Source organism: Paraburkholderia fungorum (assembly GCF_900099835.1).
Lineage (GTDB): Bacteria > Pseudomonadota > Gammaproteobacteria > Burkholderiales > Burkholderiaceae > Paraburkholderia > Paraburkholderia fungorum_A.
Genome location: NZ_FNKP01000001.1, coordinates 1,954,050 through 1,968,128, shown reverse-complemented (window position 1 = coordinate 1,968,128; position 14,079 = coordinate 1,954,050). Strand labels below are relative to the sequence as shown.

Sequence of the window (14,079 nt, the reverse complement as noted above, 5' to 3'; positions counted from 1 at the left end):
TGCGCCATGGCCGCCGCCGCTTACGGGCGTGTTTTTTTTGGGTATGATCGAAAGACTCAAATGCTGGAGTCCTGTCATGTCTCACGTCGCTGAATCAGCGCAGTCCACCTCTTCCTCATCTGCTGCATCGCCTGCCTCGCTGCCGTGGGTCACCCGTCTCGTGTCGATGGACACAGTCAGCCGCAATCCGAATCTCGGCCTGATCGAAACCGTGCGTGACGAACTGCGCGCAGTCGGTGTCGCAGCCACGTTGACACACGACCCAAGCGGCAAATGGGCGAACCTGTTCGCCACCCTCCCCGCGCACGACGGCGAAACGAACGGCGGCGTGGTGCTGTCGGGTCATACGGACGTGGTGCCGGTTGACGGCCAGCAATGGGACAGCGACCCGTTCAAGCCCGAGATTCGCGACGGCAAACTCTATGGCCGCGGCACCTGCGACATGAAGGGTTTTATCGGTGCGGCGCTCGCGCTGGTGCCGGACATGCAGCGCACGAAACTGGCGAAGCCGATCCATTTCGCGTTGTCGTTCGACGAAGAAGTCGGCTGTGCAGGCGCGCCGCTGCTGATCGCCGATCTGATGAAGCGCGGCGTGAAGCCGGACGGCTGCATTGTCGGTGAGCCGACCAGCATGCGCCCCATCGTGGCTCACAAGGGCATCAATGCGTATCAGTGCTGCGTGCGCGGCCAGGCCGCGCATTCGTCGCTGACGCCCAAGGGCTTGAACGCAATCGAATACGCAGCACGGCTGATCTGCTATATCCGCGACATGGCCGACCAGTTCCGCGAGCAGGGTCCGTTCGACGAACTGTACGACGTGCCCTTCACGACCGCGCAGACCAGCACGATCATCGGCGGCAATGCGATCAATACCGTGCCGGCCGAGTGCAAATTCCAGTTCGAATTCCGCAATCTGCCCACGCTCGATCCCGAGCCGATTTTCGCGCGCATCGATCAGTACGCGCGCGAGACGCTGTTGCCGAAGATGTTGCGCGAACATCCGTCGGCAGCGATCGAGATTACGAAGATTGCAGCGGCGCCCGGCCTCGATTCGTCTGAACAAGCCGCGATCACGCAGCTGGTGCGCGCGCTGACCGCCGATCAGGACAAACGCAAGGTTGCGTACGGCACCGAAGCGGGGCTCTTTTCGCTGGCGGGTATTCCGAGCATCGTGTGCGGTCCTGGCGATATTCAGCAGGCGCACAAAGCGAATGAATTCGTCGCGCTGGATCAGTTGGTCGCGTGCGAACGCTTCCTGCAGAAATTCATTCACAGCATGTCGGTGGACGCGCACCCGGCTCACGCGCGCTGAAACTGAGCGCCGCGAAACGGGTCTTACGATTACCGACAATCCCACGCCCACGCCATGTCAACCGCCACGCCGCAACATACGGACCACACGATCGACGGCGAGCCGATCCCCACACTGGACGACATCGCCGCGCAGCACTTTGCACTGGCGCCGTGGGTCATGCGAACGCCGGTGTTCGACCGGCTCGATTTTTCATCGCTGGAAGGCACAGTGGTGAATTTCAAGTTCGAACTGTTGCAGGCGGGCGGCAGTTTCAAGGCGCGTGGCGCGTTCACGAACCTGCTTGCCCTCGACGAATCGCAGCGTAGCGCGGGCGTGACCTGCGTGTCGGGCGGCAATCATGCCGTGGCCGTCGCGTATGCGGCCATGCGTCTGGGCATCAGCGCGAAGGTCGTGCTGTTCCGTTCAGCGAATCCGGCACGCGTTGCGCTGTGCCGGCAGTATCGCGCCGACATCGTCTACGCAGAAGATATAGCTGAAGCGTTTGAACTGGTGCGCCATGTCGAGGCTGAGGAAGGCCGCTACTTCGTGCATCCGTTTAACGGCTATCGCACGGTGCTGGGATCGGCCACACTTGGCTATGAATGGGCCACGCAATCGCCCGATCTCGAAGCGGTGATCGTGCCGGTGGGCGGTGGCGGACTCGCTGCCGGCGTGGCGACGGCCATGCGTCTCGCGAATCCGCAAGTGCATGTTTATGGCGTCGAACCCGAAGGCGCTGATGTAATGGGCAAGAGTTTTGCGGCCAATCACACGGTCAAGATGGGCCACATGCACAGCATTGCCGACTCGCTAATGTCGCCGCATACGGAGGAATACAGCTACGAGTTGTGCCGCCGTCATATCGACCAGTTGGTGACGGTTTCGGACGACCAGCTTCGCGCCGCCATGCTGATCTTATTCGGACAACTGAAGCTGGCGGTGGAGCCCGCTTGCGCTGCTGCTACTGCCGCTTTGCTCGGTCCGCTGCGCGATCAGTTGCAAGGCAAACGCGTGGGTGTACTGCTGTGCGGCACGAATACCGATCCGGTCAGTTTTGCTGAGCATATAGAGCGCGCGCGGCACGGCGAGTCACAGTTTCCGCAGTAAGCAAACAATCCTTGCATATTGTGGCAAAGCACTAGCCTATCCTTCTCAGGTTGGTATCATTCGCTTATCGATACTTGGGAGGAATCTCTATGAGCATGATCAAGGAATTCAAGGAATTCGCCCTCAAGGGCAACGTGATGGACCTCGCGGTTGGTGTGATCATCGGCGGCGCATTTTCCACCATCGTCAATTCAGTTGTGAAAGACCTGATCATGCCGGTTGTCGGGCTCGCACTCGGCGGCCTCGACTTCTCCAACAAGTTCGTTCGGCTCGGCGATCTTCCGGCGTCCTACAAAGGCAACCCGGAGTCATATAAAGATCTGCAAACGGCGGGGGTCGCGGTATTCGGTTACGGCTCGTTCATTACGGTGCTGATCAACTTCATCATTCTCGCGTTCATCATTTTCCTGATGGTCAAGTTCATCAACAATCTGCGCAAGCCGGCTCCGGCCGCGCCGGCAGAACCGGCACCCACGCCGGAAGACGTTTTGCTGTTGCGTGAAATCCGCGATTCGCTGAAGAACTCGCCGCGTTAAGCACGCGCGATTATTGAGCCGAAACCAATAAAAAAGGCCTGTTGCGATATCTGTCGCAACAGGCCTTTCAATTTGTCGAGTCGCTTTTTATTGCCCCCATCGCGCAGATAACCCGACACGTCAGGCTTCTTTCTGCGCTTTCAGATTCACCGCGCCTTCAATCATCGTTTCAAGCTGGCCGAAATTGACTGGCTTCGTTAAATGCGATGTAAAGCCGGCACTCAGACAACGACGCACATCTTCATCGGTACCGAAACCGGTTAACGCAACTGCCGGCGCATCCGAGTGCTCGCGGAATGCCTTGATGAAATCGAGGCCGGTGCCGTCCGGCAATCCGACATCGCTGACAATCAGATCGAAATTTTGCAATTGCGTGGCGGCCAGCGCATCGTCGACGCGCCCCACCACCGTCACGTCGTGACTGAGGCTGCGTATCAGTTGCGCCATCACCTCGGCGGTATCTTCGTGATCTTCGATCAGCAGAATAGTCAGCAATCCCTCCGGATGCACCTGGGCCGGCGCGACCACTGGCTGCACGATATCGGGGGCGGCGGCGGTGGGCAGCGTAATCGTGAAAGTCGCGCCGCAGTGCGCGCCAGGGCTTTGTGCAATGACGGTGCCGCCGTGAACATCGGTGAGCGCCTTGGTAATCGCCAGCCCCAGGCCGAGGCCGCCGAATTGCCGCGTCATGTTCTGGTTGCCCTGCTCGAAAGCGTTGAACAGCTTGCCGATCTGTTCCGGCTCGATGCCGATACCCGTATCTTCGACCGATATCTGCACGTGCATTCGCTCATCGCGTGTACGTACGTAAATATGGCCGCCGTCGGGCGTGAACTTGGCGGCGTTGCGGATCAGGTTCCACAGCATCTGTTGCAGGCGGGCGCGATCGGCCAGCACATAGTGATGCGCAGCGTGCTTTTGCACGTGCACGTCCTGCTGCTTGACCTGAATCTCGCTGCGGAAAAGTTCGAGCACGCTGTCCATCACGTCATGCACGTCGACGGTTTCAAGCGACAGGCGCAGCTTGCCGTTCGCCACCCGCGTCAGATCGAGCAGATCGTCGATCAGCCGTGCTTCGAGTTCGACATTGCGCCGAATCATGCGCACACTGCTGCGCGCCTGGTCCGGCAAATCGGGGATCATCTCCAGCACACTCGCCCCGGCCAGCACCGGCGTGAGCGGCGTGCGCAATTCGTGCGACAGCATCGCCAGAAAGCGGTCTTTTGCGCGATTCGCCTCTTCGGCCGTTTGACGCGCGGCCTGCTCTGACGCGAGCAGCCGTTCGCGCTCCTCGCTCGCCTCGCGCTGCGAATGAATATCCGTGAAACTGCCGAACCACTTGTTGACGTTGCGCTCGGCATCGCGCATCGCCACCACGCGCGCGTCGAACCAGCGATATTCGCCGTCGTGCCGCCGAATCCGCAACTCATGCCGATAGTCGCCCGCCTGGCTCGCCACCGCTTTTAGCCAGCTGCGGCGGATCTGCTCGCGATCGTCCGCGTGAACCGCATCGAGCCACGCGAGGCCATACGAACTGTCTTCGGCGAGACCCGTGTAGTCGTACCACTGTTTCGACAGAAAATCGCAATCGCCCGCCGCGTTGCAGGTCATCACGAGGTGAGGCAAGGCTTCCGACAGGGTCCGGTAATGCTGTTCGCGATCGCGCAGCAACAGCGCTTCGTCCGACGCCCGTTGCAGGCGCACCTGCGACAACACGCGTTCCACGGCTTCCGGAAGATAGTCGAGATAGTCACCCGATTTCGGCACGACGTCGGACACGCCCGCACGCAGCGCTTCGATCACGCGCGACTCGTCGGTAAAACCCGTCACGAGGATCGCCGGAATCCGCACGCCTTCAGCACGCAGACGGCGGAAAAAGTCGAGTCCGGTTTCCGGTCCGCTCAGTTGATAGTCGAGGACCAGCAGGTCGGGGCCGCCGCCGGCGAGGCGTTCGCGCGCCGCGTCGACGCCGGCGCAGATCGCCACCCGGCAACCGGCGCGTTCGAGCGACTTGCGCGCGAGCCGGAGGATGCCTTCGTCGTCATCGACGACTAGCACATACGCGGCGGGCTGCGTGGACACTTCTTCGGTCATGCGGAGTTTCTCTGGCTAGGTCAGGTGGTCGATGCGGTCGATGTGGCCGGTCTTGCCTATCTTGTCACGCGCGGCTTTCGGGCGGCTTTTACGGCGTCGTCCGAAAAACGCTCACGGCGCGGCGAGCCGGTGGCCGGGCGGCAGCTTGACGACCTGCAGGAAAAAGCCGAGCCGGCGCACCGCCTCGATGAATGCATCGTATTCGACCGGCTTGCAGATGTAGACGTTGCAGCCGAGTTCATAGCAACGGGCGATTTCGCGCGGGTCGTCGGTGGTGGTCAGCACGATCACGGGCACGGCGGACGTTTTCGGGGATTCTTTCAGACGACGCAGCACTTCGAAGCCGTCCACGCGCGGCATCTTCAGATCGAGCAGCACGACGAAATGGCTCAGATCTTCGAGCGGCGGATACGGATTCGACGCCTGACTGGAGGTCGCAGTCGCCGTTGGGGCCAGCGTGCCGGCGGTGTCCGCCGGAGCTGGACCGAAGAAATAATCGAGCGCCTGCTGCCCGTCGTGAAGGCGCACGAAGCGATTCGAAATGCCCGCACGGCGCAAATTGCGCTCGACAAGCGTGGCATGTCCGTCGTCATCTTCGATCAGTACGATGCTGACCGTATCCCCGTGACTCATATGCTCTCCGTGCTAACAGATTCGTCTATGCAAGTTACCTGTCATTTTTGTTGCTGGCCCTGACGAAGGCCGTGCCGCTCAGCTGCGCCTCAACCGCGCAACGGCTGCTCGGGCAGCACCACGAAAAAGGTCGACCCGGCGCCGACGGCCGACTCGACCCACACACGCCCGCCATGCCGCTCGACGGTACGCCGCACCACCGCGAGGCCGATACCGTCGCCGCTCGCGACCTCGCCATGCAGGCGTTGAAACGCGCGGAACACCTTCGACAGATAAGCGGCTGGAATGCCCAGGCCGTTATCGCGAACGTAATACGTACGCATGCGCACCGCGCGCGGCTCGGTTTCGTCGACCGCTTCGGCCTCCAACGCACCGACTTCGATCCGACCATGACGCGCAGGATCCAGAAAATTCAGCGCGTTGCCAATCAGATTGCTGAAAATCTGCTCGACCGCAGCCGGATCGCCCCATGCCGGCGGCAACTCGCGCACGGTCACCGTTGCCGAGCGCTGAGCGATCGGGCCCTGCAACGCGTCGACCACGCGGCTCACCACCCGCCCTACGCTCACCCGCTGCCACTGATATTCGAGCCGCCCCGCGCGCGAAATCCGCAACAGCGCCTCGATGATCGCCGCCGCCCGCGTTACCGCGGTGCGCAGGTAGTACAGCGATTCGCGCACATCACCGTCGAGAATATGCGCCATACGACGATGCTCCGCCTCCGGCAATCCCGCCTGCGCGACGATGCCACCCAGTTCGTCGCAGGACACCTGCAATTCTTTGGAGAATCCTTGCAGATTCACCAGCGGCGAGCGCAAATCGTGCGACACGCTGTAGATGAACATTTCGTTGTCTTGTGTTTCCTGCCGCAACTCTTCGTTGAGGGCCGCCAGTTCCCGCGCGCGCGCTTCGAGCCGCGTTTTCAGGCTGGCCTGCTCGCTGTCCGCTGCGCGCAGCCGCGTGCCGGTTTGATGCAGCACTGCGTCGAGCGCGGCGATTTCGTCGCTGCCCGACAGGGGTGCCGCGAGCGGGCGCCCGCTGCCCAGGCGCTCGGCGTTTCCGGTCAGCACTTCCAGCCGCCGGCCGATGCTTCGCGCGAACACCACCGCCGTGCCGGCCCAGATCAGCATCGAGCCTATCACCGCCGCAATCAATGCGTATTGCTGCCGGTCCCGCCGCCTGGCAAGCGCAGCCGAGCGCTCGGCGTCGAGCCGCGACGCCTCCTGGCCGAATCCGGCAAGTTCGTCGCGAAACAGCGCGACCTGCTGCGGCAACGCGCCCGTTTCCCGTGCGATGAATGGCTTCGTGCTGTGTCCGTCGTGCAAGGCCCGGGAGATTTCGGCGGTTTGCTCGCGATATTCGTCGATGGCGCGCTGCATGTTGTGCACGCGCGCGACCTGTTGAGGCGTTCCCGCAACCAGGGCGTCGAGCTTCGACAGACGGTCGCCGACGTCGACCCACACCGTATGGCGGTCGATCAGCGAGACGTCGCCGGTGACCATGGCGGTACGGACCCGTGCTGCCTGACGCAGCAGCGGGTCGATGATCGCCGACGACTGATAGAGGATCTGCTTGCTGTTGGTGACCCACTGCGCGGCCTGCGCCGTCTGCTCCTGGGTGTCGAAGACGACGCCAAGGAGCGCCAGCTCGACCGCGCTCGGCACGGCAATCAGCAGCAGCCCCCTGGTGAATAGTTTCATGTTCGCCCGAAGGGTCGCAAAGCAGTCGCTCAGGGATCGGTCCGGTCGTGACCAAAGCGAATCCCGAACCACGCAGATACGTGTGACGCATCGTCTTGTTCACGCGACCGGCATACCAGCCGGAACGCACGGTGCAGTGCAGCCGGACGGGCCATTATCGACGTGAATTCGAGATATTTCAATGTAGCGGCAAGATGCGCTGGCCCACACAAAAATGACTTTTTTATTGGTACGAGGTGTTTTTTCGGCGGCTCGTGCGTCTATGATGGAGACAGATGTGCTGGGATGCGAAAGCGCGCGGCGAGGCGGTTCGGCATGATTCGTGCGGGAAGCGGTGAGGCGGCGCAGTCGTCGAATCATCGTGAATCCGGCCTTGTCGTATGCTATAAAAGATCGACGTGCGGCGCGCGAAGCCGGGAGTTGTCGCATGAGGACGCAGCGTTTTTTGCAATTCTTTTTCAGGCGAATTTTTATGTCCTTCCCGAAAAAGCGTAGACGCGCGAAGGTGGACGGCGATGAGTCGTTCCTCGCGGTACTGCGGCATTTCAAGCCCTTCGGTCAGCTCGACACCAAAATTGCGCGCGCCCGTGCGCAAGACGAGCCGGTCCTTTACGCGCATGTGTTGCCTGGGCTCGACGTGCTCTTATGCAGCGTGCGGGGCGCGCAACCTCCGTATCCGGCACCGGCGGAATTGCGCCGGCGCTGCATCGAATCCATTACGAATGCGTTGGAGCAGCCGCTCGATGGTCTCGAGAACGGCGGTTACTGGTATGAGGCAGACGGTTTCGGCTTTCTCGTTTTCGCCAGTCGCGCGCGCAGCAAGATTCTCGCGGAATTCGGTGCGACCCGTGTGGGCGGTTCGCGTCGCGGGGTGCGTCGGCAGGATGCGGCCGGCGATACCGCTCCAAGGTCGTTGAGGTAAGCGCAGTCGCGCCGGTTTCTTCTCAGGTTGTTCTCTTTTGAGTCGCTGGTAGCGCCACTTTCTTGACGGCGGCGTTGCCAGAGTCCCTCTTCTCTTTCCCTGTTGCCTTGATGCGCCGAGTGCGCTCAGTCGGGTCACGCTTCGATCGCGACCCGGTTTGATCGCGCGCGCGCAGGTGATGACGGCCGTCCCTCGCCCACTCATTCCGTTATCGCGTCTTCACTATGACCGCGCACCGAGGGTACGCTGATCAGCCATAGAAAGACGAATGAAAGGCCGCCGCCCAGACTCCAGCTCAGCCAGTCTGCAGGTAACGTCGAAAACATCAGCTCCCCTTGTACAAAGAAGCGCTTGCCGGCGACATCGCAGCGGGCTTCTTCCTGGTGTCTTTCGCGTCGCTGGCTGCGGCGGGTGACGAAGCCCCGCCAACCGACTTGTTGACCGGCGCGCCATCAAGCGAAAGCGCCGCTTTTGGTTGCTGCTTGACGCCCGGCGGCGGCGCCGTCGGAGCCTGCCTCACTTGCGAGAGCAACTGCGCACACGGCAACGGCTTGTTGTTGCTCGGAGCCAGCAACGGAATCAGCGCAGCGAACGGGTTGATCAGCCCCAACCCCACCGCCGCGCCGCCACGCAACGCCAGCGCGGCCGCGTTCACGCCAACATGCGGGTCCTTGAACGTGCCCTTCACATAGAGCGGCGAGCGCAGCGAAAACACCCGGAAACCCTTCGTATGCGGATGCACGCCAAGGTCCAGCGTCTCGTCACGCAGATTAACGGTGCCGTCGATGTTGATCACCGCGTCGTCGGTATCGAGTGCGAACACGCGTGGTTCGAGCACGCCGTCGGTCGCGACGAAATCGGCGGCCGCACAGTTGATCTTCACGTCCCGATTGCCGAACAGCTTTTCGTACACCACGTTCGCGACGTTCAGACCGGCCGCTTCCATCAGCAGACGGCTCACCGTGCCGTCGGTCACCAGCGCTTTCACCTCGCCGTTGGAAGTGGCCGCCAACGCGGCCGGCGAATTGCCCGTGGCGGTCAAAGCGGCATCGCCGTTGATTTCGCCCAACGCGCTCTGCATCGTCTTGAAGTTCGGGAACAACTGCTTGAGCTTCAGATGCCGCGCCGAGGTCGAGAAGCGTCCCTTGAGTGGCGTGGTGCTGCCGTCGAGATGAATGTTCGACGCAAGCGAGCCGCCTGCCACGCCGAATTTCAACGGTTCCAGGGACAACACGCCATCGGTCATCACGACGTGGGTGTACAGGTCGGTGATCGGCAGATCGGAGCTTTTGACGATGCGCCGGCCGGTGAATTTCACGTCGGCATCGATTGCCTTCCAGCGGTCGGTGCGGAACTCTTCGACCGGCAGCACCTTATTGCTTGGCTGCGCGGTCGCGTCGCCGCGCCTGGCCTTGCTGGCGTTCGAATCCGCGCCGATCACCGGGGCGAGATCGGCGAATTGCAGCAGATGCGAGATCAGTTCGCCCTGCAGCAATGGACGCGGCTCACGCGCGGTATAGGTCAACGAGCCGTTCAGATCGCTGCCGCCTACCCGGCCTGTAAAATTTTCATACTTGAAGACATTGCCGGTGGATTTGAACTGGCCGATCAAACGGCCTTCCGTCGCGTATGGCGGCGTGTCGGGCAAGGTCACGCCGGTCAGCGAGTAGAGACGCGCCATGCTGTTGCCTTGCAGCCAGAGCCGCAGATCGACGGCGGCCAGATGAGCCGGGTCGGTGATCGTGCCGACCAGGCCGACATGCAGATCGCCTGCCTTCACATCGGCCTGCACCGGGAACGGACGATTCGCGTCCTGCAACGCCAGCACGCCCCCGACCTTGCCGCTGCCCGCCACCGGTGTCTTGTTGTAGGTGCCCTTGACCGTCCAGCCGATCGCGTACGGCGGAATTTCCGGCTTCGCTCCGGCCGTCGTCACCGTACCGCTTGCGCCCGAGGCGGTCATCGCGCCGCTGGCGGTTTCGGGCGTTTGGCTCGCGACTCCGGCTTCGCTTGCACCCGCGCTTGCCCCGGCCGCCCCACCCGCGACCAGCGCGCCCGAAGCGCCCGTAGCCGCAGTCGTTCCCGACGCCGTGATATCCGTCGACGAAGCACCTGACGCAGCCGCCGCCGATGCAGCCGCCGCTTCCGACGCTGCCTGCGCATTGGCCTGGGCCGTCAGCTTGCTCGCGCCCGCCTTACCGATGGCTTGCGCCGACGCGCTACGCGACGCCGCTTCCTGCTGCTTCATCGCCTCGCCGATCGGAATCGGCTGGCCGAGCGTATCGACGACCATTTGCAGATCGACCTTCTTCTGCTGATCGGAGAGCGCGATATTGCCCTTCGCAAAGGCGATATCGTTCAATTCGAGCTTCCATTCGGAAGGCCCGCTCGACGACGCCATTTTGAAAGTCCAGTTATTACGGCCGTCAAGCATGCGCTCGAGATCGACCGAAGGATTCACGAGGTTGATCTCCGGAATCACGATGTCGTGCGCGAGCAGCGGCAGCACCTTGACCTCGAAGTCGATTTCATCGAGCGTCGCGAACTGCGGGTGTTTGGTCCAGTCGGGATTGCCCACCGTGATATTGGCGGCCGAAAAACGCGGCCAGGGCACCCAGCCACGCCAGCCGGTTTCGCCCACGGGGTGCTTCCACCCCACCTTCAGATCGCCATTAATTGCGAAAGGCCGGCCGATGGCCTGCGTGACCTTATCGTTGATGTAAGGCCGGGCGCGATTCCAGTCGAACGCGAGAATGAAAATGACCAGCGCGACAATCAGGACAACGAGAGTACCCAACAGCCATGCAATGATTTTTCCGGTCCGTTTTCCGATGGTGCTTGACACTGCCATTGGGAGGCTCCGCGGTTTTTTGTACGTTGCGCAACGAGCAGCACGTTATGTGCCCGATGTGGGTTCGCTTTTCTCCAGGCCTTCACCAAGGTGATAGATGCGTTTAGATGCCTTTGGCATGCCGCGCCGTTTCGCTTACGAAGTGCGCAAACCTCGCAGCAGATGAACAGCATGCGCGCTCATTTTCTGCTAATTGTCGCCGCGCACAATGACTCCCGTCAGTCAGAACAACCCTGACGCAAACCGACAGGAGTCGATCATGAACCGCAAACATCTTGCAGCCGTTGTAGTCGCCGCCACCGCATTGGCGCTTTCCATTGGTACCGCAGAAGCCGCGCAAGGTTGTGGTCCGGGCGGATGGCGTAACGTGTGGGGCCAATGCCGTTACGCAGCACCCGTGATCGTCGAACCGGCGCCGGTGGTTTATGCCGCGCCCGCCGCTGCGAGCTATGCGTGCCCTCCGGGATCGTGGCTTGGCCCGTGGGGACACTGCCGGAATACGCCTTATCACGGTCGTCTGCCAAACGGGATGTATCAATGAGATGGAGAGGTTGGCCCGCAGCCGGTGTGTCATGCGAAGTTGTTGACGTTGCCTCTATGCGTTATGACTGCGCATAGAGGCACGACGCGCTGCCGAGGCACGCCTTGCTCAATGCGTGCACGCAATTAAATCCTCAGAGCAACCAGCTATTCGCGGAACATTTTTTGCGTCCATGCCAAATGGGTCAGCCGCTTCGCATCGCTCCAAACCACTGACCGGTTTCAGGAATACCGTTTTCGACCCCGCCTCCAGTCATCACATGCTCGCGGGACTTGCCCGGCAATCTCTGGATTGGACATGCGACCATGGAAAACCTCTTCGCGGTAACAGACCCTCGCGACGACGCGCGCGGCGGCGATCTGAATTTCACGATCCAAGACGGCACAGCGACAATTCCAGGCCGCATATCCAGTGCCGCCATGCGCATTCTCGCCGACGATTCCGGCTACTCTCCCACTGAAGTATTCACCGCAAACCAGTCGAAGATTCGTTCGGCGGCCTACAAGTCGCGGCGTTTTAATCCGCGTCTGGCGATGGTTCTGCTCAGCGTGAATGACTTTAGCTAGTCCGTCTGCTGCCCAAAAATTCGTCCGTTTTCATTTCACATCACAACGTGATAATTTCGCCGTGGCGCATGAGCGGAGCCACGCGAGCGCATTTATATCACGTTGACATATAATCACGGCTCGGCGTCGCGCCTTCACTCCTTGTCCCGCATCTATCTTGTTCCGCTCCATCGCCCTCCGCTGGCTCGCCAGCTTTATTCCTGCACCCGTCACCGTGAGATGGCAGGAGCGCGCGCGCTCGTGCCTCGGCGCGCTGCTCGGCATCGCCTTCACCGGCGGCACGATGTTCCTGCTGCTCGGGCCCACTGCGAACATTCCGCTGCTCGTCGCGCCGATGGGCGCCTCCGCGGTGTTGCTGTTCGCCGTGCCCGCGAGTCCGCTGGCGCAGCCGTGGTCGATCGTCGGCGGCAACCTGGTGTCCGCGACGATCGGCGTGACCTGTGCATACGCAATCGGCGAACCCGTGCTCGCGGCCGCGCTTGCCGTCGCGTTGTCGATCTGCGGAATGTTCGCGCTGCGCTGCGTTCATCCGCCATCGGGCGCGGTCGCTTTGACGGCGGTGCTCGGCGGACCGGCCATTCACGCACTGGGATATCGCTTCGTACTCGAACCGATTGCGATCCAGTCGGCCGCACTGCTCGTCGCGGCAATCGCTTATCACGCGGCTACAGGTCATCGCTATCCGCATTCGGGGCGGCAGGCTCGCGTTGCCGTCACGCCAACTAACGCTGCAAACCCGACGCGCGACAGCTTCACGCGCGCCGACCTCGATGCTGTTCTGAAACGCCGCAGCGAAATGCTCGACATCGATCCCGATGACCTCGAATCGCTGCTGCGGGAAACACAGCTTCAGGCGTTTTCGCGCAGCTTCAACGAACTGACTTGCGAAGACATCATGTCGCGTCACGTGGTGTCGATATCGGCGGACACGCACACGACAGCCGCGTGGGATCTGCTGAAACGCAACAACGTGAAGGCACTTCCGGTAACGGACACCGACCGGAATCTGATCGGCATCGTGACGCGCGCCGATCTCGCCGACAGGCGCGGAGTCGATAAACCGGCGCCATTCACGCGCTATCTCGAAGGATGGCTTCGCGGCGACGGGCTACGCACGCCGACCGTCGGCAACGTGATGACCACCGAGGTCTGCACGATCCGCACGAACGCGCCGATCACCGACCTCGTGCCGATTTTTGCCACTCACGGCCATCACCATATTCCGGTACTCGATGCATCGGGACACGTGGCGGGAATGATTACGCAAGTGGATCTGATCGCAGGCCTGTACCGGCAGACAGGGGACACACTGCGTCAGGCTGCATGACACGGCGAAGGCGAATCTGCGCGAATCGCACGAAAATAAAATACATCATCATGTGATATATTCGTCGTTTCTCCGCACCGGCAGGTCTCCCATGAAAACACGCACTCGCGGGCTGAATAAAGCCGACTTCGAGCAACTGTCCGAGTTTCGCTATCAGATGCGCCGCTTCGAACGGTTTTCGGAACAGGCCGCGCAGAGCGAAGGCATCACGCCGTTGCAGTATCTGTTGCTGCTGCATATCAAGGGCTATCCCGACCGCGACTGGGCAACCGTCGGCGAACTGGCGGAGCGGCTTCAGTCGCAACATCACGGCGTCGTCGCGCTGGTATCGCGTTGCGAAGCGCTCGAACTCGTGCGCCGCCAGGTCAGCGACAACGATCGCCGTCAGGTGGAAGTCCACCTTGAAAAAGCCGGTGAACGCGTGCTCGCACGGCTCGCCGAACTGCACCGGGCAGAGTTGAAATCGCTTGAAGGTGCGTTCCAGATTCCACAGATCGACCTCGACTGA

General features: G+C 61.6%; 12 protein-coding genes. 8 read left to right on the top strand and 4 right to left on the bottom strand.

What is annotated here, in order from left to right:
- Nucleotides 1–76 precede the first annotated feature (76 nt).
- From argE to mscL, 3 genes are all read left to right on the top strand, one after another.
- A complete protein-coding gene (gene argE, locus BLS41_RS08705; RefSeq protein ID WP_074763934.1) occupies nt 77–1,312 on the top strand; it encodes an acetylornithine deacetylase in 1,236 nt (411 codons plus the stop codon).
- Nucleotides 1,313–1,366: 54 nt separating this feature from the next.
- Nucleotides 1,367–2,401, top strand: a complete 1,035-nt coding sequence (locus BLS41_RS08700) for a threonine/serine dehydratase family protein (RefSeq protein WP_074763933.1) — start codon at nt 1,367–1,369, stop codon at nt 2,399–2,401.
- Between the two features lie 89 nt (nt 2,402–2,490).
- Nucleotides 2,491–2,937, top strand: a complete 447-nt coding sequence (gene mscL, locus BLS41_RS08695) for a large conductance mechanosensitive channel protein MscL (protein ID WP_074763932.1) — start codon at nt 2,491–2,493, stop codon at nt 2,935–2,937.
- Nucleotides 2,938–3,057: 120 nt separating this feature from the next.
- Here mscL and BLS41_RS08690 read toward each other — a convergent pair whose 3' ends face one another.
- The 3 genes from BLS41_RS08690 to BLS41_RS08680 form a co-directional block, all read right to left on the bottom strand.
- On the bottom strand, nt 3,058–5,031 hold the full coding sequence (locus tag BLS41_RS08690; protein WP_074763931.1) for a hybrid sensor histidine kinase/response regulator: 1,974 nt from the start codon (nt 5,029–5,031) through the stop codon (nt 3,058–3,060).
- A gap of 111 nt (nt 5,032–5,142) precedes the next feature.
- Nucleotides 5,143–5,664, bottom strand: coding sequence for a response regulator (locus BLS41_RS08685; RefSeq protein ID WP_074763930.1), 522 nt, complete (start codon nt 5,662–5,664; stop codon nt 5,143–5,145).
- 89 nt (nt 5,665–5,753) lie between these two features.
- Complete coding sequence (locus BLS41_RS08680; RefSeq protein WP_074763929.1) at nt 5,754–7,364, bottom strand: sensor histidine kinase; 1,611 nt, start codon at nt 7,362–7,364, stop codon at nt 5,754–5,756.
- A gap of 427 nt (nt 7,365–7,791) precedes the next feature.
- Here BLS41_RS08680 and BLS41_RS08675 point away from each other — a divergent pair, with 427 nt between their 5' ends.
- Nucleotides 7,792–8,286: a hypothetical protein gene (locus BLS41_RS08675; protein WP_074763928.1), complete on the top strand. Its 495-nt coding sequence runs from the start codon at nt 7,792–7,794 to the stop codon at nt 8,284–8,286.
- A gap of 325 nt (nt 8,287–8,611) precedes the next feature.
- Here BLS41_RS08675 and BLS41_RS08670 read toward each other — a convergent pair whose 3' ends face one another.
- Entirely contained in the window at nt 8,612–11,137 is a 2,526-nt protein-coding gene (locus tag BLS41_RS08670) for an AsmA family protein (protein ID WP_074763927.1), read from the bottom strand.
- A gap of 259 nt (nt 11,138–11,396) precedes the next feature.
- On the opposite strand from BLS41_RS08670, the gene BLS41_RS08665 reads away from it, so the two are divergent.
- The 4 genes from BLS41_RS08665 to BLS41_RS08650 all read left to right on the top strand — a co-directional run bounded on the left by BLS41_RS08665 (nt 11,397) and on the right by BLS41_RS08650 (nt 14,079).
- The gene (locus BLS41_RS08665; protein ID WP_074763926.1) at nt 11,397–11,678 is read left to right on the top strand and encodes a GCG_CRPN prefix-to-repeats domain-containing protein; all 282 of its coding nucleotides are present in this window, start codon (nt 11,397–11,399) and stop codon (nt 11,676–11,678) included.
- Nucleotides 11,679–11,983: 305 nt separating this feature from the next.
- Entirely contained in the window at nt 11,984–12,244 is a 261-nt protein-coding gene (locus BLS41_RS08660; RefSeq protein ID WP_074763925.1) for a hypothetical protein, read from the top strand.
- A gap of 157 nt (nt 12,245–12,401) precedes the next feature.
- Nucleotides 12,402–13,571, top strand: a complete 1,170-nt coding sequence (locus BLS41_RS08655) for an HPP family protein (protein WP_171910210.1) — start codon at nt 12,402–12,404, stop codon at nt 13,569–13,571.
- A gap of 91 nt (nt 13,572–13,662) precedes the next feature.
- A complete protein-coding gene (locus BLS41_RS08650) occupies nt 13,663–14,079 on the top strand; it encodes a MarR family winged helix-turn-helix transcriptional regulator (RefSeq protein ID WP_074763924.1) in 417 nt (138 codons plus the stop codon).

What these genes read in the sequence shown, in the direction of transcription:
- argE (WP_074763934.1), top strand. Translation starts at nt 77, where the DNA reads ATGTCTCACGTCGCTGAATCAGCGCAGTCCACCTCTTCCTCATCTGCT.
- BLS41_RS08700 (WP_074763933.1), top strand. Translation starts at nt 1,367, where the DNA reads ATGTCAACCGCCACGCCGCAACATACGGACCACACGATCGACGGCGAG.
- mscL (WP_074763932.1), top strand. Translation starts at nt 2,491, where the DNA reads ATGAGCATGATCAAGGAATTCAAGGAATTCGCCCTCAAGGGCAACGTG.
- BLS41_RS08690 (WP_074763931.1), bottom strand. Translation starts at nt 5,031, where the DNA reads ATGACCGAAGAAGTGTCCACGCAGCCCGCCGCGTATGTGCTAGTCGTC.
- BLS41_RS08685 (WP_074763930.1), bottom strand. Translation starts at nt 5,664, where the DNA reads ATGAGTCACGGGGATACGGTCAGCATCGTACTGATCGAAGATGACGAC.
- BLS41_RS08680 (WP_074763929.1), bottom strand. Translation starts at nt 7,364, where the DNA reads ATGAAACTATTCACCAGGGGGCTGCTGCTGATTGCCGTGCCGAGCGCG.
- BLS41_RS08675 (WP_074763928.1), top strand. Translation starts at nt 7,792, where the DNA reads ATGAGGACGCAGCGTTTTTTGCAATTCTTTTTCAGGCGAATTTTTATG.
- BLS41_RS08670 (WP_074763927.1), bottom strand. Translation starts at nt 11,137, where the DNA reads ATGGCAGTGTCAAGCACCATCGGAAAACGGACCGGAAAAATCATTGCA.
- BLS41_RS08665 (WP_074763926.1), top strand. Translation starts at nt 11,397, where the DNA reads ATGAACCGCAAACATCTTGCAGCCGTTGTAGTCGCCGCCACCGCATTG.
- BLS41_RS08660 (WP_074763925.1), top strand. Translation starts at nt 11,984, where the DNA reads ATGGAAAACCTCTTCGCGGTAACAGACCCTCGCGACGACGCGCGCGGC.
- BLS41_RS08650 (WP_074763924.1), top strand. Translation starts at nt 13,663, where the DNA reads ATGAAAACACGCACTCGCGGGCTGAATAAAGCCGACTTCGAGCAACTG.